The sequence below is a fragment of the Paractinoplanes toevensis genome, assembly GCF_018332695.1.
GTDB classification, from domain to species: Bacteria; Actinomycetota; Actinomycetes; order Mycobacteriales; family Micromonosporaceae; genus Actinoplanes; species Actinoplanes toevensis.
The window spans coordinates 64,327-85,589 of sequence record NZ_BOQN01000067.1; the positions used below are offsets into that span (position 1 = coordinate 64,327).

The 21,263-nt window shown below is 70.8% G+C and carries 18 protein-coding genes and 1 tRNA gene; 10 read left to right on the plus strand and 9 right to left on the minus strand.

The features are described 5' to 3' along the window. Window positions 1–68: 68 nt before the first annotated feature. Entirely contained in the window at window positions 69–1,823 is a 1,755-nt protein-coding gene (locus Ato02nite_RS26460; protein WP_213009332.1) for a PLL family lectin, read from the plus strand. Window positions 1,824–2,518: 695 nt separating this feature from the next. Here Ato02nite_RS26460 and Ato02nite_RS26465 read toward each other — a convergent pair. Continuing rightward, a tRNA-Thr gene (locus Ato02nite_RS26465) sits at window positions 2,519–2,592 on the minus strand. A gap of 135 nt (window positions 2,593–2,727) precedes the next feature. Between Ato02nite_RS26465 and Ato02nite_RS26470 the strand changes: the two genes are divergently transcribed. Further along, complete coding sequence (locus Ato02nite_RS26470; protein ID WP_213009333.1) at window positions 2,728–3,813, plus strand: ABC transporter ATP-binding protein; 1,086 nt, start codon at window positions 2,728–2,730, stop codon at window positions 3,811–3,813. Between the two features lie 48 nt (window positions 3,814–3,861). On the opposite strand, the gene Ato02nite_RS26475 is transcribed toward Ato02nite_RS26470, so the two are convergent. Together Ato02nite_RS26475 and Ato02nite_RS26480 are read right to left on the minus strand one after the other, a co-directional pair. Beyond that, on the minus strand, window positions 3,862–6,867 hold the full coding sequence (locus Ato02nite_RS26475) for an Hsp70 family protein (protein WP_213009334.1): 3,006 nt from the start codon (window positions 6,865–6,867) through the stop codon (window positions 3,862–3,864). A 28-nt stretch (window positions 6,868–6,895) separates the two neighbouring features. After that, complete coding sequence (locus tag Ato02nite_RS26480) at window positions 6,896–7,435, minus strand: SbtR family transcriptional regulator (protein WP_213009335.1); 540 nt, start codon at window positions 7,433–7,435, stop codon at window positions 6,896–6,898. Between the two features lie 75 nt (window positions 7,436–7,510). On the opposite strand from Ato02nite_RS26480, the gene Ato02nite_RS26485 reads away from it, so the two are divergent. The 3 genes from Ato02nite_RS26485 to Ato02nite_RS26495 are packed head-to-tail and all read left to right on the plus strand — an operon-like array spanning window position 7,511 to window position 9,524. Continuing rightward, complete coding sequence (locus tag Ato02nite_RS26485; protein ID WP_213009336.1) at window positions 7,511–7,897, plus strand: nuclear transport factor 2 family protein; 387 nt, start codon at window positions 7,511–7,513, stop codon at window positions 7,895–7,897. A 23-nt stretch (window positions 7,898–7,920) separates the two neighbouring features. Next, the gene (locus tag Ato02nite_RS26490; protein ID WP_213009337.1) at window positions 7,921–8,349 is read left to right on the plus strand and encodes a GNAT family N-acetyltransferase; all 429 of its coding nucleotides are present in this window, start codon (window positions 7,921–7,923) and stop codon (window positions 8,347–8,349) included. Beyond that, window positions 8,346–9,524 (plus strand): low temperature requirement protein A, encoded by a 1,179-nt coding sequence (locus tag Ato02nite_RS26495; RefSeq protein WP_213009338.1) that lies wholly within the window; start codon window positions 8,346–8,348, stop codon window positions 9,522–9,524. Before Ato02nite_RS26490 ends, Ato02nite_RS26495 begins: the two co-directional genes overlap by 4 nt. Here the strand turns inward: Ato02nite_RS26495 and Ato02nite_RS26500 are convergent. After that, window positions 9,517–10,137: a TetR/AcrR family transcriptional regulator C-terminal domain-containing protein gene (locus tag Ato02nite_RS26500; RefSeq protein ID WP_246607435.1), complete on the minus strand. Its 621-nt coding sequence runs from the start codon at window positions 10,135–10,137 to the stop codon at window positions 9,517–9,519. The two genes, Ato02nite_RS26495 and Ato02nite_RS26500, sit on opposite strands and share 8 nt — an antisense overlap. A gap of 69 nt (window positions 10,138–10,206) precedes the next feature. Here Ato02nite_RS26500 and Ato02nite_RS26505 point away from each other — a divergent pair, with 69 nt between their 5' ends. Continuing rightward, window positions 10,207–10,758 (plus strand): peroxiredoxin-like family protein, encoded by a 552-nt coding sequence (locus Ato02nite_RS26505; RefSeq protein ID WP_213009339.1) that lies wholly within the window; start codon window positions 10,207–10,209, stop codon window positions 10,756–10,758. A gap of 13 nt (window positions 10,759–10,771) precedes the next feature. Here Ato02nite_RS26505 and Ato02nite_RS26510 read toward each other — a convergent pair whose 3' ends face one another. Next, entirely contained in the window at window positions 10,772–11,677 is a 906-nt protein-coding gene (locus Ato02nite_RS26510) for a hypothetical protein (RefSeq protein ID WP_213009340.1), read from the minus strand. Window positions 11,678–11,793: 116 nt separating this feature from the next. On the opposite strand from Ato02nite_RS26510, the gene Ato02nite_RS26515 reads away from it, so the two are divergent. After that, window positions 11,794–13,524, plus strand: coding sequence for a potassium channel family protein (locus Ato02nite_RS26515; RefSeq protein ID WP_246607436.1), 1,731 nt, complete (start codon window positions 11,794–11,796; stop codon window positions 13,522–13,524). On the opposite strand, the gene Ato02nite_RS26520 is transcribed toward Ato02nite_RS26515, so the two are convergent. Beyond that, window positions 13,521–14,738, minus strand: a complete 1,218-nt coding sequence (locus Ato02nite_RS26520) for a DUF4032 domain-containing protein (RefSeq protein WP_213009341.1) — start codon at window positions 14,736–14,738, stop codon at window positions 13,521–13,523. The two genes, Ato02nite_RS26515 and Ato02nite_RS26520, sit on opposite strands and share 4 nt — an antisense overlap. A gap of 115 nt (window positions 14,739–14,853) precedes the next feature. Here Ato02nite_RS26520 and Ato02nite_RS26525 point away from each other — a divergent pair, with 115 nt between their 5' ends. Then, window positions 14,854–16,275, plus strand: a complete 1,422-nt coding sequence (locus Ato02nite_RS26525) for a trypsin-like serine peptidase (protein WP_213009342.1) — start codon at window positions 14,854–14,856, stop codon at window positions 16,273–16,275. A 10-nt stretch (window positions 16,276–16,285) separates the two neighbouring features. Next, on the plus strand, window positions 16,286–16,969 hold the full coding sequence (locus tag Ato02nite_RS26530) for a phosphatase PAP2 family protein (protein ID WP_213009343.1): 684 nt from the start codon (window positions 16,286–16,288) through the stop codon (window positions 16,967–16,969). Here the strand turns inward: Ato02nite_RS26530 and nagA are convergent. Genes nagA through Ato02nite_RS26545 form a run of 3 tightly spaced genes read right to left on the minus strand, consistent with a single transcriptional unit; the run spans window position 16,920 to window position 19,836 of the window. Continuing rightward, a complete protein-coding gene (gene nagA, locus Ato02nite_RS26535) occupies window positions 16,920–18,017 on the minus strand; it encodes an N-acetylglucosamine-6-phosphate deacetylase (RefSeq protein WP_438873076.1) in 1,098 nt (365 codons plus the stop codon). The genes Ato02nite_RS26530 and nagA overlap by 50 nt on opposite strands. Next, on the minus strand, window positions 18,017–18,925 hold the full coding sequence (locus Ato02nite_RS26540; protein ID WP_213009345.1) for an ROK family protein: 909 nt from the start codon (window positions 18,923–18,925) through the stop codon (window positions 18,017–18,019). The genes nagA and Ato02nite_RS26540 overlap by 1 nt, the downstream gene beginning before the upstream one ends. Beyond that, on the minus strand, window positions 18,922–19,836 hold the full coding sequence (locus Ato02nite_RS26545) for an SIS domain-containing protein (RefSeq protein WP_213009346.1): 915 nt from the start codon (window positions 19,834–19,836) through the stop codon (window positions 18,922–18,924). Before Ato02nite_RS26545 ends, Ato02nite_RS26540 begins: the two co-directional genes overlap by 4 nt. Before the next feature lie 209 nt (window positions 19,837–20,045). Here Ato02nite_RS26545 and Ato02nite_RS26550 point away from each other — a divergent pair, with 209 nt between their 5' ends. Then, the gene (locus Ato02nite_RS26550; protein ID WP_213009347.1) at window positions 20,046–20,831 is read left to right on the plus strand and encodes a DeoR/GlpR family DNA-binding transcription regulator; all 786 of its coding nucleotides are present in this window, start codon (window positions 20,046–20,048) and stop codon (window positions 20,829–20,831) included. The last annotated feature ends 432 nt before the right edge of the window (window positions 20,832–21,263 follow it).

The following is a 21,263-nucleotide window of genomic DNA, read 5'->3' on the forward strand; positions in this document are numbered from 1 at the left end:
CGTCGTTCGCGGTGTTTCGCTGGCCACCGGAAACACGCGAACTCTCAGGAGGAATCACAGCGATGCCGGTGACAAGAAAGAGGCGGCTGCTCAGTGCGGTCGTCCCGGTGGTGGCGGCGGTGCTGATCGGCGTGGGCCTCGTGCCCGCGCGAGCCGGCGTGGGCGACACCCTGTCGGCGTACGGCGGCTACCTCTCGACGGCCTACAACATCTACAACAAGCTGCTGGGCAACGAGGTCTCGGTCGCCGACGCGCTGGAGCAGATCACCGCCCAGATAGAACAGGTCCGGACCGAGGTCCTCGCCGAGGTCGGCCGGCTCGCGGCCGGTCAGGTCAAGTCCTGCACCGAGGACGCGGTGATCAACCTCGACGACCTCGACAAGTACAGCCCGGACGTGTCCCAGCAGTTCGCCCTGAACGCAACCAAGTGCGTGACCGATGCCAAGGCCGGGATCAGCGGCGTGTCCGAGCTGGCGGCGGCGGACGTCATGGGGACGGCGCTCAATGCGATCGGCCCGATCGCGCTGATCGCCCGCGCCCACGCCGGACTGAGCACCGGCGCACTGCGCCAGAGCCTGATCATCGCCAACCAGCAGTACCTCGCACGGATCACCCCGAAGCACGAGTACGTCCTGTGGTGGGGAGACGGCTACACCGAATACAGCACCATGGGTAAGTGGTACGCGGGCTCCCGGGGTTACGACGGCACCGTCCGGACCGATCCCAGCCGCATCTACAAGATCCCGTTCAAGGAGCCGCTCGTTGTCGGCAAAACCCCGGTGGTGGCCGACGGCGCCCCGCAGCTGGACTGGTCCGGCACGGACACGCAGGTCCTGGAGGCGATGAGCAAGGGCGCCCCGATCGCTCGCGCCGTCCTGCCGCAACTCCAGCTGATGGACACCCCGACCGTGGCCGCCCGCTTCCAGTCGGCCGGGCACGGCTTGGCGGTCAGCTCGGTTTCCGGCGTGACCGAGCAGCTCACCCAGCAGATGGCGGCCAACTCCACCCCGGCGGTCGCGGCCCTGCCCACCGGTGGATTCGTCACGGCCTTTCAGGCGCCGGACAACAACCTCGCGTTCGTCTCGCCGACCGGCGCGGTGAGCGGTCTGGGGCTCGGTATGGCGGCCGGGACCAGCCCGAGCATCGCGGTTTTGCCGGACGGATCCTGGACGATCGCGTTCATCGCCAACAACGGCCGCCTGTGGACCCGCTCCGCCAACGGCACCGGCGGCCCGGTCGGCCCCGGCGCCGGCCTCCTCGCCGACGACGGCAGCAGCCCGGCGATCAGCGTGAATGCGCTGGGCGGCTGGGTGATCGCCTACCAGTCGGCCGAGCATCTGCTGGTCACCGTCACCTCGTCGGGTGCCGTCACGAGCAGCGGCCTGGGCATGGACCACACCGCCACCCCGGCGGTGACCCGGTATCTGCCCGGCGGGTTCAAGGTGGCGTTCCGGGACTCGCACGACGGCCTGTGGACGTACGACCCGATCACCGGCGGCACCGACCTCAAGCGGACCATGGACCCGAACGGAAACCCGGCGATCACCACGCTTTCCGACGGAAAGACCGAGATTGCGTACGGAACCAGCGACTACCTGCTGGCCACCGTCTCCCCGGCCGGCGCCGTCGCCAGTGTCGGACTCGGCATCGTCCCCGGCACCAGCCCCGCCATCACCGCAACGGCCGGTGGCGCGTTCGTCATCGTCGCCCAGGGCCAGGACGGCCATGCCTGGCAGTACCCGTCAACGACCGGAATCGGCGTCCAGCTCAACCTGACCCTGGACCGCTACTCCAGCCCGGCCGTCACAGCGTCGGCCGGCTGAGACGTTCATCGGCCTGTCCGACCGAAGACGGACCAGGATCTACAGACCCGTGCCGGCTGCGGCCCAGCCAGTCCTGGGCAGCAGCCGGCCGCCGGCCTCGGCGTCGATCTTCCTCACCCGTCGACTCAACCGGAGTGCCCAGGTTGACGCTGTCAACCTGGGATGCCCGCCGGGCCCGGCTCGGGGCCGCCTGGCAAACGGCCAACGTTTCAGGGCGGAGTCGTTGTCTTCTGGGACGACCCAGCGGTCTGACCGATCACGCGCCCGCACCGTCGCGGCGAGGCGACGGCCAAGCACGGCGACTTCTTGCTCGCCGGTCGACAGCTGCTGCAGGTTCGCCAAAGCCATGGCCGACAGATCAGGCGCCAGCCGCAATCGCGGTCATCGTGAAGGCTCGAGCCGAAGTTCCAGCCAAGATCCCTACCCTCGCCGACCGTCGCCTCGGCAAGTAGCGATGGCTGGCCTAGAAATCATGCGCTTACCAGCGCAAACGTTCTGAGCGCGGAGTTCGCGGCCGAAGGTCGAACCGATGGCCACCCGTTTACCGGTGGGGCGCTGTTGTTTCGCGCTCCTGATGGCCCCTGACCTGGTCGTATGCGAACGCATGGAGCACGCACCAGGGCTGGAGACAGGGGGCTGGGCGCGCAGCGGCTTGAGTTTACGGGCGAGAGTTTCCGCAGGTCAGGATCCGTTTGAGCCCCCGGTCGGGATCGAACCGACGACCTCCCGTTTACAAGACGGGTGCTCTGGCCATCTGAGCTACAGGGGCGTGTGCGGGAAGCATAACGTCCTGAATCCTGGTGGCCGCCTTGGCAGGTCACGTAAAACGGTTTACGTTTACACAGCTGTTTCCACTCGGATCGTCCGGCACGTTCCTGCCGGTGGAAAGGAAGTTGGTTTCACCATGGCTACGGTCACCTATGACAAGGCCTCTCGTATCTACCCGGGCTCTGAGCGCCCCGCGGTGAACGAGCTCAACCTCGAGATCGGCGACGGGGAGTTCCTCGTCCTGGTCGGCCCCTCCGGTTGCGGTAAGTCCACGAGCCTGCGCATGCTCGCCGGCCTCGAGGACGTCGACAAGGGTCGCATCCTCATCGAGGGCAAGGACGTCACGAACCTCCCGCCGAAGTCGCGTGACATCGCGATGGTGTTCCAGAACTACGCGCTGTACCCGCACATGTCGGTGTACGAGAACATGGCGTTCGCGCTGAAGCTGCGCAAGACCAGCAAGGCCGAGATCGACCGCCGGGTCAAGGAGGCCGCCGCGCTCCTGCAGCTGGAGGAGTACCTTTCGCGCAAGCCGAAGGCCCTCTCCGGTGGCCAGCGTCAGCGTGTCGCCATGGGCCGCGCCATCGTGCGTGAGCCGCAGGTGTTCCTCATGGACGAGCCGCTGTCGAACCTTGACGCCAAGCTCCGGGTCCAGACCCGTTCGCAGATCGCCACGCTGCAGGCCAAGCTGGGCGTCACCACCGTCTACGTCACCCACGACCAGGTCGAGGCCATGACCATGGGTCACCGGGTCGCGGTCATGCTGGACGGCGTGCTTCAGCAGGTGGACACCCCGCGGGCGCTCTACGACACCCCCGGCAACGTCTTCGTGGCCGGCTTCATGGGCTCCCCGGCCATGAACATCAAGACCGTTCCGCTGACCGAGGCCGGCGGCCACTTCGGTTCGCTGGCCGTTCCGCTGTCCCGCGAGCAGGTGGCGGGCGCGCAGAGCGGTGGCGGCAAGGTGACCATCGGCTTCCGCCCGGAGGCGGCTGACCTGGTCTCGGAGACCGAGGGTGGCTTCCCGATCGTCGTCGACCTGGTCGAGGACCTCGGTTCGGACGCCAACGTCTACGGCCACGCCGAGCTCGAGGGTGGTTCGGAGCGCTTCACGGTCCGCACCGACCGGCGGCACATGCCCAACATGGGCGACACCGTCTACGTCAAGCCGCAGACCAACAGCCTCCACGTGTTCAACGCGGAGACCGGCGTCCGCATCTGACGCAGCTCTGGAAACCGGGCGGTCCCTGACGGGGCCGCCCGGTTTTTGCTATCCCGCGAACTGCTGCAGCACGAAGTTCTCGTCGGCCACGCAGGCCAGCATCGACGTGTTCCAGGCGCAGGTGTCGGAGCGGATGGCGTTGAGCGAGCCGAGCGGCACCGCCTGATCGCCGAGGTGCCGGCCGGCGAGCGCCGGGTCGCTGGGCGAGAGGCTCAGCGCCTTGGAGAACTCGAGCAGGTTGCCGCCGTCGAGCCGGGCCGCTTCCCCGGTGTGCGTCCAGATCCGCTTGCCGGTGCCGTCGATCAGCGTGGTCTCGGGCACCGTGGTGGTGACCAGGACGGCCTCGCCGACCGGGATGATCGTGTCGACGTTGGCCAGCTTGTACCGCCAGACCACGGTGTCGTCCTCGGCGGCCACGTCCAGCGCGACGACGGTGGTGGTCTTCGCGTCGTACGAGATCTCCTCGTCGAAGCAGACCCGGTCGTCGCCGCAGGGTGTGACGTCCTTCATCTCGCTGTCGGCCGCCTGGGTCGTGTAGACCACCTTCGGTTCGCCCAGTTTGTCCAGCCGGTAGGAGAGAATTCGCTGGTCGTCGGGCTGCAGCACGATGAGCCGGCCGTTGTGCGCGACCACCTCGTCCTTCGGTTCGGCCACGTTCTGCCGGGAGGTCAGGATCTTCCCGGTGTTCGCGTCGATCACCCGGGCCGACTTGTCGGCACCGATCTGCACGATCCGCGGGTCGTCGGCGAGGTCGGGCTCGTAAGGGCGGCCGAACACGGTGGCCGGCCCGCCGAGATCCTTCGGCGTGGTCACGGTGAGCACCTTGGTGTCGGTGGTCAGGGTGCTCACCGGGTCGGCCTGGGACCAGCGCTGGCTGCCGTCGGTGAGTTTGACCCCGATCAGCCGCTTGCCGGCCCGGTCGGCGATCACCGCGGAGTCCCCGGCGAAGAACACTTCGTCTTCCTGTTCGAGGGTGCGCTGCCAGAGCAGGTTGCCGTGGTCGGCACCGAGGACGACCAGCCGTCGCCGATAGTCGTTCGCCGAGTCCAGATCGGTGAACAGCGCCACCCCGACGGGCAGCGGCACCATCGATTTCCAGCGGGTCGCGGTGCCGGCTTCCCGGCTGGTCCAGGTGGGCTTTGTCGCGTTCAACCGGATTGCCACCACGCCCACCGCGCCGTTGCTCGTGGAGTCGGAGCTGGCGAAATAGGCCCGGTCGCGGTAAATCTCCGCATCGGACCAGTCGGAGGTGACCGGCACGAGCGGCGTGATCACCCGCGGCTCACTGAGCGGGTGATAGTCGAGGGCCCGATACTCGGGCCAGAAAACCCAGGCCAGGACGGCACCGGCGGCAAGGACGACGGTCACGGCCGAGGCAATGAAGATGTACGCCCTACGCCGGCGTCCCGTGGTTCGGGCGCCGGCTTCCGGCTTGGTCGCGCCCGCCGGCCCGGCGCCGGGCGGCGTGCGGGGTTGCGACGCCGCGGTCCCGGGCCAGGCCGGGCTCTGCGGCTGCGGGTTGTGGTGCTGCTGGTTGTGGTGCGGCGGATAGCCCGGCGAGGTGGGCGCCGCGACGTAGGGCGGCGAGGACGGCGTCGGCGCGGGCGTCGAGGGCCCGACGATCGGGTCGGCCGCGGTCGGCAGGGCGGCCGCCTCACCGGTGGCCCAGGGGTCGACGGGCGCGGCCCGCAGCCGCTCGTCGGTCTCCTCCTCGGGCGGCGCGGCCTGCGTAGGCGGCCCGGACTGCGGGGGCCCGGACTGCGGGGGCGCCGAGGTGGGCGCGGCCGGCTCGGCGCGCGTGTCGGTGATCGGCGGCGGCGAGTCCTGCCGAGTGGCCGGCGTCGGCGTCGGAGTGGCCGAGGTAGCCAGCCCGGCCGCAAACTTCACCGGCTCTGCTTGAGCGCCCGCGGATCCGCCTGCCGCGGCCTCAGCCGTGCCCGGCCTGGGCTGTGCGGGTGTGGGTGCTGGGGTGGCCTGGGCGGCGGCGATGATCGCGCCCTCGGCGACCGGCAGCTCGGGCTGCTCGAGGACGGTGGGGGCGATGCCCAGTTCGCTGTGCAGCAGGCGGGCCACCAGCGGGATCCGGGACGAGCCGCCGACCAGGAACAATCCCGCCAGGTCGGCCGGTTTCAGGCCGGCCGCCGCGATCACCTCGGCCGCCTCGGACACTCCGCGTCGCACCAGTGGGTCGGCCGCCGCCTCCAGCTCGTCGCGGGTGAGGTGCACCGCGTGCTCCACGCCGGGCACCGGCACCGGCGCGAACGAGCTGCGGGACAGCATCTCCTTGGCGCCGCGCACGTCGTCCCAGAACCGGCGGCGGGCCCGCCACTCGGCCAGCGTGGTCGGCTCGGTGAGCCGCTGCCACGCGGCCGGCTCGCCCCCGGCCAGGGATTTGCCGAGGTGGTCGACGAGTGCCGCGTCGATGTCGAGCCCGCCCAGGTCGTCGGCCCCGCCCGAGGCGGTCACCACGAAGCTGCCCTGGTCGGCGCGCACCACGGCCACGTCGAGCGTGCCGCCGCCGAGGTCGAAGACGGCGAGTGAGGAACCGGCCGGGACCGGCCGGCGCAGCACCTCGGCGAAGTAGCGCGCGGCCGCGACCGGCTCAGGCACCAGCCGGGTCTCGGCCGGCCAGCCGGCCCGGGTGAGCGCCTCGCCGAGCACCGCCCGGCGGCGGGCGCCCCAGGCGGCCGGGAAGGTCAGGATGGCCGGCGGCAGGAACCCGGTGGTGGCCACGGCTTCCCGGGCGACGGCGCCGAGCAGGGCCGCGAAGAGGTCGGCGACCGGAATGCTCTGGTCGGAGCCGAGCAGCACGGTGCCGTCGTCGACGTGGCGTTTCGGGTTGGGCTCGAGCCGGGCCGGGTCGGCGTGCCCGAGCCGCAGCGCGTCGGTGCCGACGTGCAGCCGGCCGGTGGTGTCCAGATAGACCGCGGAGGGCAGGAGCGGCTGACCGTCGAAGAGTAGAGGCCGGGTGCGCCCGTCGGGATGGCGCAGCATCGCCACCGTGTGCGATGTGCCCAGGTCAACCCCGAGCACGAAGCCATCGGTATCGGTCACGCTGCCCCCTCACCCCTCGGCCGTCATGCTACGACCCGGGTACGACGGTTCCGGCGGGGCGCAGGCCCGCGAAGACGATGGCGAGGGTGTCCCGCTGCAACGACGGCGACCATCCGCCCCGCAACGCACCCTGGCAGACCGCGACGAGCAACGCCATCACCTCGTCCGGTCCGATTTCGGGGCGCACCTCGCCGGCTTCCCGGGCGCGGGTGAGCAGCCCGGCGACGACCGCGTGGAACTGGGCGATCGACTCGGCGACCTCGAGGTGTGGCAGCAGGTCGATGACCGAGCGCCGGGCGGCGGCCGATGCGACCAGGTCGGTGAAGACGCCGAACAGGGTCGCGTCCGGAGCGGCCACCCGCGCGGCCAGGCCGGCCAGGGTGTCCTTCATGATCGCGGCGAGCAGGTCGGCCTTGGTCGGGAAGTGCCGGAAGACCGTGCCGATCGCGACGCCGGCCTCGGCGGCTACCTGCTCGGTGGAGGCCGAGGCGCCCTGTTCGGCGAAGACCCGGGCGGCGACCTCGAGGATCTTGGCGCGGTTGCGGACGGCGTCAGCCCGTGGCGACATGGACACTCCCGTTGACAAGATGAGTCGCGACTCATAATTTACCTGAGTCATGACTCACTTTATCGGAGGTGCGCGATGAACACGCGTGAGGTCTTCGAGCGGGCGATCACGAGCGGCGAGGTCCGTACCGATCACCTGGCCGACGATGTGGTGATCGAGTGGCCGTTCGCGGCCGGCGGTCCCCGCCGGATCGAGGGCCGGGCGGCGTTCGCCGCGATGGCCGGCACGGCCCGGGCCGCCCTGCCGTTCCGGGTCGACGCCATGGTGATCGACGTCGTCCACGAGACCGCCGACCCGGAGGTGATCGTGGCGGAGTACCACCTCGACGGCACCATGTCGGCCACCGGCGAGCGTCGCTCCAGCCCGCTGATCGCGGTGATCCGCGCCACCGGCGACCAGATCACGCACTGGCGCGAATATCAGGACACGCTGGCCATCGCCCAGGCCATGACCGGGTCGTGACCAACTGCACCTAGGGTGGCCGCATGCGGGTCGAACGGATCAAGGACGCCGCCCCGGTCCTGGCCGCGGCGGACCTCTTCGATGCGCCGCCGATACCGGCGGCGACCGAGCGATTTCTCGCGGCGCCGGGCCACCATCTGCTTTTCGCGTACGACGAGAGCGGTCGCGCCGTCGGCATGATCTCGGGAGTCGAGATGACCCACCCGGACAAGGGCACCGAGATGTTCATCTACGAGCTCGGGGTCGCCCCGGTGGCGCGCCTGCAGGGGGTCGGCACCCGCCTGGTGACCGAGCTGGCCGGCATCGCCCGGGCGAACGGCTGCTACGGCATGTGGGTCGGCACCGAGATCGACAACGAGGCCGCCCTGGCCACCTACCGCCGGGCCGGCGCGACCGACGAGACGTCGTTCACGCTGCTCAACTGGGACCTGCTCGAGGGAGTTGGCGAATGACCGCCCCGACCCGCAACTGGCTGATCCCGATGCGGGCCCGCAGCACCGACGAGCCGCACCGCGTCTCCACCCCGCTCGAGCTGTTCTTCGACCTCTGTTTCGTGGTCGCCGTGGCGCAGGCGGCCGCGCCGCTGCACCACAGCATCGCCGAGCACCACGTGCTGTCCGGCCTGCGCGGCTATCTGATGGTCTTCTTCGCCATCTGGTGGGCGTGGATGAACTTCACCTGGTTCGCCTCGGCCTACGACACCGACGACGACGTCTACCGCCTCACCACGTTCGTGCAGATCGCCGGGTGCCTGGTGCTGGCGGCCGGCGTCGGCCCGGCGTTCGAGGACGCCGACTTCCGGATCATCACCATCGGGTACGTGATCATGCGGCTGGCCCTGGTGGCGCAGTGGCTGCGCGCGTCCCGTTCCGACCCGGAGCGCCGCAACGTCGCCCTGCGCTACGCGATCGGCGTCACGGTGGTGCAGCTGTTCTGGGTCCTGCGCCTGTGGACGCCGGAGTCCTGGCCGATCGTGCCGGTCTTCGTGGTGCTCGCGCTGGCCGACCTCGCGGTGCCGATCTGGGCCGAGCGGGCCAGCGGCGGCCCCACCACCTACCACCCGCACCACATCAGCGAGCGCTACGGACTGTTCACGATCATCGTGCTCGGCGAGTCGATCGCGTCCGCGACGGTCGCCTTCCGCGGCGCCTTCGACGAGGGCAGCGACTACAACCAGGTGCTGCTCCGGCTGGCCGTGGCGGGCCTGGTGATCGTCTTCGCGCTGTGGTGGCTCTACTTCGACCGCTCGGCGCACGCCCTGGTCACGACGCTGCGTACGTCGTTCCTGTGGGGTTACGGCCACTACTTCATCTTCGCCGCGGCGGCCGCGGTCGGTGCCGGTCTGGGTGTCGCGGTCGACCACGCCACCCACCACGCCGAGATCTCCTCGACCCTCACCGGCTACGCGATCGCCGTACCCGTCGCGGTCTATTTGTTCTTCGTCTGGTTGTTGCACATCCGCCCGCACCAGAGCGGTCCGATGCTGCTGGCCTTCCCGGTCGCCGTGGTGCTGGCGCTGCTCACCCCGCTCACCCATGCCTCGCTGGAGCTGCTGGCCGTCGTCCTGGTCGTGCTGGTCGCGGTGAACGTGACGCTGGGCCGCCGGGTTCCCGACCGGATCAGCTGACCATCGCGGCCAGGCCGCGCAGGACGATGGCCAGCCCGCCGTCGAACTCGTCGTCGAGCGAGACGGTGACGGCGCGGCGGGCGGTGTCGCGCAGCAGCGGGAAGTCGGCGGCCGGGAGGGCCGCCATGACCAGCGTGCCCGGGCCGCCCAGCGAGCCGAGACTCTCCTGCAGGAGCGCGCCGTTCAGGTAGGCGACGAGTCCGCGCAGCGCCACCACCCGGTCGGCGTCGTCGAATCCGGCCTGGGTGAGCACGGTGAGCACCGTCTCGGTCCAGCGCAGCACGGCGCGGCACCGCTGGCGGTTCGCGATCAGCAACGGCACCACCCGCTGGTGGGCGGCGAGCGATGCCCGTACGCGATGGCAAAGGGTTTTGATCTTCTCGGTCCAGACCGGATCGTCCGGCACGGTGGTGTCGAGATCGCGTAGCACCCACTCGCAGACCAGCAGCTCGAGCTCGTCGCGGTCGGCGACATATCGATAGAGGGCCATCGTGCTCATGCCGAGTTCGGCGGCGGCGGAGCGCATGGTCAGGCCGGCCAGCCCATCGCGATCGATGATCGCGACGGCGGCCGCGGCGAGGCGGTCCGGTTGCAGCGAGCGGGGACGAGGCACGGCTTGACAGCGTACGCGATACGCCTACGCTATTAAACGTACGCTGTACGCCTACGAAGGGCAGCTACCGTGCGCGACCTGACCGCGGTGGACGGCACCACCGTGCCGATCCCCGACCCCGACCATCTCGTCCACCTGCAGTTCCGGCGGTTCGCCGGCTGCCCGATCTGCAACCTGCATCTGCGCGAGATCGTCCGCCGGCACGACGAGATCGAGGCGGCCGGTGTCCGCGAGGTGGTCGTCTTCCACTCGCCGGCGTCCGAGCTGGTGGAATACGACCTTCCGGTCGCCGTCATCGCCGATCCGGAGAAGCTGCTGTATGCGGAGTTCGGGGTCGGCGCCTCCCGGCGGGCGCTGCTCCACCCGCGGGTCTACGGCCCGCTGCTGCGCGCCGTCACCCGCGGCACGATCGCCGTGCTCCGCGGTCGCGAGAAGGGCCCGGCCGCCCATCAGGCCAAGGGCCGCCTCGGACTGCCCGCGGATTTTCTGATCGCCCCGGACGGCCGCACGGTGGCCAAGAAGTATGGCCGGCACGCCTACGACCAGTGGACCGTCGACGAGCTGCTGCGCCTGGCCGCCGAGACGACGATGCCCGCCCGGCGCGGCCGGACGGGCATCTGATTCGGCGTAGGTACTACTTGTACTGCTCGTCGATGCCGGCCACCGGGCGGCCGTCGGGGGAGAAGTCGCGGCGGGCCTCGCCGTCGATCGGCTCCTCGTGCAGGCGCGGGTCGTCGGGGGTGGCGGCCGGGGTCGGCGTCTCGTCGGCGGCCGGCTCGGCGGGGCTGCTCGTGGCCGGGGCGGGCTTGGCCGGGTCACTCGCGGCGGGCTTCGGGGTGTCGTCGGCGGCCGGCTCGGCGGGGGCCTGGCCGGTCGCCGCGGCCGGGATGACGGCCAGGCCGCCGGCCGGAAGGCCGGAGGTGTCCGGGGCCTCGCCGACCGGGTCGGCCGTCGGCAGACCGTTCACCGGCAGCAGGCCGCCGAGGCCGCCGAGCAGGGGAACACCGCCGCGGAAGGCCTCGGCCTGACGCGGGGTCGTGGGCCGCACCGCGCTCGGCGTGCCACCGTCCGGCAGCAGGCCGCTGAAGAGCGGGATGCCGCTGAAGACGCTGCGCATCGGCATGTCGCCCACGGACATGCCGCCCATGCCGTTCAGCTGCGGCACGTTGACGTTGCGGCTGTTCGCGTCGCCGATCGGGCGGCTCAGCGCGCCGCTCACCACGTCGGCCGCCGGCAGGTTTGGGCGCGGATCGTCTGCGGACTCGCCGGTCAGGGCCGGCTTGAGGTCGGTGCCGTTGTTGCCGCCGGCGACGTCCAGCAGCGGGGGTGCGCCCAGCGGTGTGTTGCCCAGCGTGCTGTGGCGGAGCGGATTCTCCACAGTGGCCCCGTTGGAGCGGCCGAGCAGGTTGGCGAGCTGCTCGTCCGCCTGCTGTTCCGCCGTGCCGGTTCCGGGCAGCAGGTCGGCCTGCGCGGGGGCGGCGGCACCGAACAGGAAGATCCCGCCAGCGACGACCGCACCGGCATACCAGAACTTGCGCACTGAATTTCCTCCAGGCAATCGGGATTGGGTGACAACTGTGCAAACTCGGGCGAATAGCGTCGGAAAGGGCAACGACTCGCCCCACCGGCGGGTTCCGGCTCGATAACATCGCGGGTGTGCCCGGCGAACCGATCAAGGACTTGGTGTCACGTCTGCGCGATCGTTCCGGGGACGACCGTCCACATGTGGTGGTCTGCGGTTCGGATGCTCTCGTCTACACCGTCGCCGAAGAGTTGATCAGTGCCGATCGGCCCCTGCGGATCACCGTCATCACCCCACCCGATCTGCGCCCTGACGTGCCGAACTTCGACGATCTGAAGGCCCGCGGCGTCCGGGTGATCACGGCGGCTCGGCTCGACGAGCGGACCTTCCGGGAGGCCGGACTGGCCGGTGCTGCCGGCCTCGCGCTGGCCATGCCGGACGACATGGTGAACCTGCACGCGGCCCTCTGCGCCCGCGCGGTGGAGGGCGATCTGCGGTTGGTGATCCGAATGTTCACCACCGGTCTCGCACAGAATGTGCGTCGTCTCTTCACCGACTGCGCGGTCCTGTCCGACGCCGCGATGGCCGCCCCGGCGTTCGTCTCGGCGGCGCTCGGCGAGGTCGCGCCCACCCACTTCCGCTACGCCGGCCGCACCCTCTACGTGACCCGGCGCGAGGACGCGGCGGACGGCAGCGTGGTGCTGCCACTGACCGCGCCGGCCGACGGTGGGCAGATCGTGGTGCTGCCGGGCAACGACGAGGGCCGCCCGGCCGACCTGGTGCTGGCCGAGGCGGTCGGCCGGTCGTCCGGGCCGGCGGCGGCCCGGCGGCGACCGGCAAGATCCAGGCGCCTTTCCGTACGCCGTGCGTTGCGGGTGGGCATGACCCGCAAGCTGACCGTCGCGGTGGCGATCGCGGTGACGCTGACGGTCGCGGCCGGGGCGGTGCTCACCCGATACACCGGGGTGCACGGCTTCTGGGAGTCGATCTACCTGACCATGCTGACCGTCGTCGGCTCCTCCGATGTGGAGCCGGACCGTCGGCCGATCGCCCAGGCCGCCCAGCTGGTGCTGACCGTGGCCGGGGTCGCGCTGCTGCCGCTGATCACCGCGGCGGTGGTCGACGGGGTGGTGAAGACCCGGCTGGCCCGGGAGCGGGGCGAAGTGTTCGGCGAGCACGCCGACCACGTCGTGCTGGTCGGTCTCGGCAACGTCGGCACCCGGATCCTGCGGCAGCTGAACGACTTCGGCGTGGACGTGGTCGGGATCGACGTGGCGCCGGACGCGCGCGGTGTCCGGGTCGCCGAGGAACTCGGCCGGCCGGTGATCGTCGGGGACGCGTCGCAGGCCGAGACGTTGCGGGCGGCGTCGATCGACACCTGCCGGGCACTCGTCGTGGTCTCCACCGACGACGCCGTGAACCTGCAGGCCGCGCTGCACGCCCGGGCGGCCCGCAGCGACCTGCGGGTGGTGCTGCGGCTGTTCGACGACGACTTCGCCACCCGCGTCCAGGACGTCTTCGACATCAACATCTCGCGCAGTGTGCCCCGGCTGTGCGCGCCGGCGTTCGCGGCCGCGCTCCTCGAACGCGAGGTGCTCGCCACCATCCCGGTCGGGCGGCACGCGCTGCTGGTCGCCACGGCCGAGGTGGCGGCCCGGTCCGATCTGGACGGTGCACCGCTCGGCCGGGTCGACCGCCCGCAGAGCGCCCGGGTGATCGCGATGCGTTCGGCCGGCGAACAGTGGGTCGACTGGCAGCCCGACCCGCGCCGGGTGCTCAGCCCGGGCGACGAGGTCGTGGTGGTGGCCCGCCGGGCCGGCCTGCGAGCACTTCGCCAGCAGGCGGCGGCACCCCTGACCGGCTAGACGGCGGGCAGTGAGCTGACCTCGACGCCGAGTACGGCCTGCTCGTCGGGCTTCTTGGCCAGCACGTCGGTCAGGTAGGACTGCACGGCCGGGGCCATGCCCACGTCGCGCCCGGCCTTCTCGGACAGCAGCCACTTGTGCTGGATGATCTGGGTGAAGATCTCCTGCGGCTCCAGCTTGCGGCGCATGCCGTGCGGGACGGCCCGCACGACCGGCTCGAACACCTCGGTGAGCCACCGGTGCGCGGCCTGCTGCTCGTCGGTGAGCGCGCTCTCGGCCCGATAGGTGTCCAGGTCGTTGAGCAGCTGCCGGGCCTGATTTTCCTCGGCGTCCAGGCCGGTCAGGCGCAGCAGGCGGCGGGTGTGGTAGCCGGCGTCGACAACCTTGGGGCGCACCCGGATGCCGCCGTCCACGGTGGACATCGCCACCTCGGCCACGTCGAAGCCGAGCTCGTTGAGCCGGCGGATGCGGCCCTCGAGGTCGTGCCGGGTGTCCCGCTGGGCGATTTCCTGCTCGTAGGTGACCTCGTGCCACAGCCGTTCGTAGCGGGCCACGATGTCGTCGACCACCTGCTCCGGGTCGATCGACTCGTGCAGCAGCTCGGCGGCCTGCAGGTCGAGGCATTCGCCGAAGACGTTCACCCGCATGATCTCGATGTCTTCGCTGCGCTGGCCCTCGGACAGCTTGGGATAAAGATTGCCGGTCTCGGCGTCCACCAGGTAAGCCGCGAACGAGCCCGCGTCCCGCCGGAAGAGGGTGTTGGACAGCGAGCAGTCACCCCAGAAGAAGCCGGTCAGGTGCATCCGGACGAACAGCGCGACCATCGCGTCGAGCAGCCGGTTGAGCGTGTTCGGCCGCAGCACGTGCGAGAAGAGCGCCCGGTAGGGCAGCGAGAACTGCAGGTGCCGGGTGACCAGCACGGTCTCCAGGGGCTCGCCGTTGACGTCGAGCCGGTCGGTGACGGTGGCTATCGCCTCAACCGACGGGAAGTCGATGCGCTCAAGGGCGCGCAGCAGGTCGTACTCCTTCTCGGCGATCCGTTCCCGGGTCTCCTTGAGGGCGTAGACCACGTCGTTGAGCTTGACGAACCGCACGATGTGCCGGGAGATGCCCTGCGGAAGCGCGACCAGGTGGTCGGCGGGCCATTCCTCCAGCGGGATGCTCCAGGGCAGCTCGAGGAGCGCCGGGTCGATGAGAGCGGACGTGATGCGCACCCAACCAGTGTGCCCGTCGCCGCGGCGCGTCGCGGCCGCAGGTGGCTCGTTACACAGGTTCGAGAACGCTGGATCGGTTCAGATTTCCCGTGATATGACGTGAATGGCGGTTGAGATGCGACGTAAGGCAGGCGTGGCCGCCGGGGCGTGCGCGGCCCTGGTGTTGGCCGGCGCGACGGGCGTCACGGCGTGGCGGTACGCCGGTGACGACGGCCGCCCGGTCGGCACCTGGCACGAGGCACCCGGCATCGCCCGTACGCCTGTCTCAGCGGGTCAAGCGGAACGCCCGAACCCGGCGTCACCCGGCGCCGCGCGGCTTGACGAGGCGGTGCCGGGCGAGGCCAAGGGCGACGTCGTCGCCCCCGCGCCGGAGCGATCGACGCCGGAGCAGTCGGCGGCAGAGGATGGGCCGGCGGCGGAGCGGCCGCTGGAGTCCGGCGCCGTCGACGGCCGCCAGCGCGTCGGCGAGCTGCTGCGCGTCGACCGGCTGCTCGGTTACCTGAGCCGGAGCCCGCGGAAGGAGACGTTCAGCTACCCGGGCGCGTCCTACGTCAAGCTGCACTTCAAGCGCATGGCGATGCTGCCCGGCGATTACCTGACCGTCTCGAACGCGGACGGCACCGAGTCCTACCGCTACGACGCTCCCAAGGTCACCGAGACCAGGACCATCGACAAGTGGGCGATGTCGGTCACCGGGGACACCGCCGTGCTGGAGATGCACCGCGCGGTCAACCCGCTGGGGGTCGGCGACCTGCTCGGCACCCTCGGCGTCGGCGTCGACCGGGTCGCGCGCGGCTTCAGCCGTACCGAACAGGAGCGGCAGCCGGAGTCGCAGCTCTCCCCGCCCGGCCGCACCGGCCGGGAGGAATCGGTGTGCGGCAGCGACACGTCGAGTGACGCGGTCTGTTACCGCTCGGCCGACCCGGTCGCCTACACCAAGTCCAAGGCCATCGCCCGGCTCCTGATCAACGGCACCGAGCTGTGCACCGGCTGGCGGGTCGGCATCAAGAACCGCATGCTCACCAACAACCACTGCTTCACCTCGTCGAGCGAGGCCTACGACACCGAGGTCTGGTTCAACTACCAGTGCGCGACCTGCGGCGGGTACGACGTCTTCCGGCCCACCAAGGTGTGGGGCAAGCAGGTGCTGTCGACCGACCACACCTATGACTACACGCTCTTCACGGTCGACGACTTCGAGGCCGTCAAGAAGTTCGGCTTCCTCGAGCTCGACGCCGCCCGCCCGGCCAAGAACCAGGAACTCTACGTTCCGCAGCACCCGGCCGGTGAGCCCACCCGGATCGCCGGTTCGCTCGGCGAGAAGGCCGGGAACTGCTCGGTGACCAACCCGGGCTACACCGGTTACACGGCCGGCTCGGACGTCGCCTACTACTGCGACACCGAGGGTGGTTCGTCGGGTTCGCCGGTGCTGTCGAGGAAGACCAACAAGGTGGTGGCGCTGCACCACTTCGGCGGCTGCCCCAACTCCGGCGTCCGCGGTGACCTGCTCCTCACCAAGTTGCGCAGCCTCCTCTAGTTTTGAGGGCGTGATCTCGTCCCTCCGACGCTGGTGGATCGACGCCGCCCTGGTGGCGGCGTTCGTGGCGTTGACCGCCGCCCTGATCGACGGCCATCTGCTGGGTTTCGACCAGCGGGTGGCCGACTGGTCGTTCGCCCACCAACCGGCCCCGATCTACTGGACCGCCCGAGTGTTCAACTACCTGGGTCAGGGCGGTCAGGTGCTGATGCCGATCGGCCTGATCCTGACCGGTCTGCTGTTCTGGCGCACCCGGTCGTGGCGGGCGGTGATTCCGTTCGCGGCCGCGTTCGTGCTCACCTACATCACCATCGGCCCGCTGAAGATCTGGGCCGACCGGGCGGCGCCGCGCTTCGACGGCCCGGACAAGACGATCATGTTCAACCCCGCCGCCTCCGGCGTCGAGGCGATGAGCTATCCCTCCGGCCACATGGGCAACAGCATGGTTTGGTACGCGGTGATAGCGCTGCTGGTGGCCGCGTTGCTGGGTCGCCCGCTGGGCCGCTGGGAGTGGATCGCGGTGCGGGTGGTGCCGGTGACGATCCTGTTCTGCACCACGGTCTACACCGGCTTCCACTGGGTCACCGACTCGGTGGCGGGCGCCCTGCTCGGACTGTTCCTGGCCCGGCTGATCGAGCGGATCCCTACCCGGTGGTGGGCCGAATCCAGGTCCCGCCCCGCATCACACGTCTGACCCGCAGGTCGGGGTCGAGCACCACCAGGTCGGCCTTCTTGCCCACCCCGATCTCGCCGCGGTCGGCCAGCCCCAGCACCCTCGCCGGGGTGGCGGTGGCCATGGTGACCGCGTCCGGCAGGGAGATCCCGGCGGCGACCGCGTTGCGCAGCGCCGCGTCCATGGTCAGCGTGCTGCCGGCGATCGAGCCGTTGCGGGCCAGCCGGGCCACCCGGTCCGCCACGATCACCTCCTGACCGCCCAGGTCGTAGACGCCGTCCGGCATGCCGGTGGCGTCCATCGCGTCGGTGATCAGGGCGGCGCGGTCCGGTCCGGCGGTCGTCGCGGCGAACGCCAGCATGCCCGGGTGCAGGTGGATGTTGTCGGCGATCAACTCGCAGACCGCGGTCGACGCGAGCAGGCCGATCACCGGGCCGGGCTCGCGGTGGTGCGGCGGGCGCATCCCGTTGAACAGGTGGGTGCCGACGGTCGCGCCGGCCGCGACGCCGGCCAGGACATCGGCGTACGAGGCGTCGGTGTGCCCGATCGCCGCGACCACACCGTTGTCCCGGAGGAAGGCGATGGCGTCCAGGGCACCCGGCAGCTCGGGCGCGACGGTCACCATCCGTACCGTGCCCTCGCCCAGCTTGACCAGCGCGGACAGTTCCTCGACCGACGGGTCCCGGAGGAACTCCGGGTTCTGCGCGCCGCAGCGCGCCCCGGAGAGGTACGGCCCCTCGAAGTGCACGCCCGCGATGACACCGGCCCGCACCAGCGGCAGATAGGCGGCGGTGGCGTCGCGCATCAGGTCGAACGGGGAGCTGACCAGGCTGGCCAGCAGGGAGGTGGTGCCGTGCGCGAGGTGGAAGGCCGCGGCCGCGCGGGCGTCGCCCGGGTCGCCCTCGGTGAAGGTGTGCCCGCCGCCGCCGTGGCAGTGCAGGTCGACGAAGCCGGGCACGATGATGTCGTCGCCGGCCCGGTCGTCCTCGGTGATCTCGCCGATCAGCGGGCCGTCGAGGTGCAGGTGGCCGCGGATCACGGCGCCGGGGCGGACGATCTGGCCGCTGATCAAGCTTTCTCCAGGTGGTCGAGGGCCAGCAGGGCCGCGCCCTTGCATCCGGCGGTGTCGCCCAGTTCGGCTTTGACGATCCGCGGCATCCGGTGGAAGGTCAGGCGTTTTTCCAGCTCGCCCCGCAGCGGTTCGAGAAGCGCCTCGCCGGCCTCGGCCAGCCCGCCGCCCAGGACCAGGACATCCACGTCGTAGAGGGCCTGTGCGGTCAGAAGGCCGTCGGCCAGGGCGTCGACGGCCTCCTGCCAGACCTGGCGGGCCGCCGGGTCCTGATCGAGTCGGCCGACGACGTCGAAAGCGGTTGCCTCCGGGTTGCCGGAGATCTCGGCGTAGCGGCGGCCGATCGACCGGGCCGACGTCACCGCCTCCAGGCAGCCGCGCGCGCCGCACGGGCAGGGTGTGCCGCCCGGTCGCACCACGATGTGGCCCAGTTCGCCGGCCGCGCCGTGGGCTCCGCCGTAGGTTTTGCCGTCGACCACCAGCGCGGCGGCGATCCCGGTGCCGATCGCGACGAAAAGGACGTAGCGCTGGCCGCGGCCGGCGCCGAGGCGGGCCTCGGCCAGGCCGCCGACGCGGACGTCGTGGCCGAGCGCCGCGGGCAACCCCAGCCGGTCGGTGAGCAGCTTCCGCAGGGGTACGTCGCGGAAGCCCACGTTCGACGACCAGACCGCGACGCCGTTCTCCTCGTCGATCACGCCCGGGACGGCGATGCCGACCGCGATCGGGTTCTCCGCCCGTGCCGCCAGGCCGGCCGCGATCTCCAGGATGTTCTCGGTGACCGCCTCGGGCCCGCGGGCGGCCAGGGTGGGATGCCGTTCCTCGTGCAGGACGGTGCCGTCCGGGCGGACCAACGCGCATTTCATGCCTGTTCCGCCGACGTCCAGTGCTACGACGACGGGCCCGCTCACGCCAGGACCACTGATCGGGTCAGGTTCCTCGGGTGGTCGGGGTCGAGGCCCTGACTGGTGGCGAGCAGCACCGCCACCCGCTGGGCCAGCACCAGGTCGGCCATCGGATCGAGCGGGGCCCGGCCGCCGCACCAGCTGCCCAGCGCGGCGTAACCGCCGTGGTGGCGGCTGTGCACGAACAGGGCGCCGGTCGCCTCCACGTCGTCGGCCAGCCCGACCGGGATCTCGCCGAACGCCCACACCACCCGGCGCGGCGCGGCGATCGAGATCGGCCCGTGCCGGTAGTCCATCGCCGGGTACGCCTCGGCCCAGAACATCGCGGCCTCGCGGCACTTCAGCGCGGCCTCCTCGGCCAGGCCGACCGTCCAGCCGCGGCCCAGGAAGGTGATCTGCTCGGCCAGCGCCGGGTGCACCGGCAGCGGCATCCGCACGGCCACCTCGGCGTCCGCGGCCACCGACTCGATGTCCTCGCCCAGGTGGGCGCGGAGCAGGGCCAGGGCGCTGGTGGCGAAGCGGGTCTGCACCACCGCCTGCTCGTCGGCGAAGTCCAGCACGATCGCCGCGGTGGCGATGGCCGCGGCCGGCTGCTCGCTGTCGGCGGTGATCACCGTCGTGGTCGGCAGGGTGCTGAGCAGCTCGACGACCTCAGTCGTGGTGCCCGAGCGGGTGATCGCGACGACCCGGTCGTACTTACGGGTGTGCGGGAACTCGGAAGCCTGGAACGCGTCGGTCTCGCCGTGTCCGGCCCGCTCGCGGAGCGCCGCGTACGCCTTGGCCATGAACCACGATGTGCCGCAACCGACCACCGCGACCCGCTCACCGCGGACAGGCAGGCCCGGTGAATCGGCCAGCTTCGCGGCGAGCCGCCAGCAGTCCGGTTGGCTTGCGATCTCCGCCTTGACGTACGTCATGGGCCACCCTTCGGTCTCAAAGGCAGTTCGCATCGTCGCGGCTGCGCATAAGCGCGCGGTTCCCGGCACTTTCGAGCGTTATTCTGCGCGGAGGGCAGGCGTGGACGCAACAGTCATCCCCCGACCGCGCAAGGGGCGAGCTTTGCATCCCGGCCTTTCGCGCACTAATGTGCACACACTTATCACGAAACGTGCATCGGGAGTGGTTGGTGGACCGGTACGCGCGGTGGAATGCCCTGCTCGAGTTACTCACGGAGACCGGTCGGGTCAGCGTCGAGGACGCCTCATCGCGCCTCGACGTCTCGCAGGCCACCATTCGGCGTGACTTCGACCAGCTCGCCCAGCAGCAGATGATCACCAGGACCCGGGGCGGCGCGGTCGCCAACGGCGTCTCCTACGACCTGCCGCTGCGCTACAAGAGCGCCAAGCACTCCGCCGAGAAACAGCGCATCGGCGAGGCCGCGGCCGGCCTGGTCACCCCCGGCACGGTGGTCGGCCTCAACGGCGGCACCACGGTCACCGAGGTGGCGCGGGCCCTGGCGGTCCGCCCCGACCTGAACACCGGCGGTGAGGGCTCCCAGCTGACGGTCGTCACCAACGCCCTGAACATCGCGAACGAGCTGCTGGTCCGCTCCCGCATGAAGATCGTGGTGGCCGGCGGCGTGGTCCGCCCGCAGTCCTTCGAGGTGGTCGGCCCGCTCGGCGGCGCGCTGCTCAACGAGGTCACCCTGGACATCGTCCTGCTCGGCGTCGACGCCCTCGACGTGGAGCTGGGCGCGGCCTCCCACCACGAGGGGGAGGCCGCGATGAACAGCCTGATGGTGGCCCGGGCCAAGCGCGTCGTGGTGATCGCCGACTCGTCCAAGCTGGGCGGCCACGCGTTCGCCCGGATCTGCCCCATCACCAAGGTCGAGACCCTGGTCACCGACTCGGGCGCGCCGGCCGCCACGGTGGCCGCCTTCCGCGAGGCCGGCGTCCAGGTGATCAGCGCCTAGGCACCTTTTGAGGTCGGGGTCGGGAGAATCAAACCCACTTTCCGGTACGGGAGACACCCTCGACAACCGCACCATCACCCGACCGCCGCCACCCCGCAAGCAGCGGGCCACACCAGCACGTGCCGCGACTCTCGCGCAACGACACACGCACGCAGCCCCGCGCGGCAACGCCCGGCAACGCAGATCTTGTGGAGTAGCCGCTCTGTCCTCACGGCAAGTCCACAAGATTGCGTCTGGCCGAGCGGTCAGCGTCGGACATGGGCGATATGTCATGTTCTTTTGACCGCTGGGTGGCCCAGGTTGTGGAAGCGCTGCTCATCAGGCAGGACTGTGCCCGTGATGCGGGACGTCGACCCGATATCCGAGAGCAGCGACCACCGTGCGGGAGGTCGATGGCCGTCGCCCGGGCTGTTCGTCCTGGCCGGTAGGTGG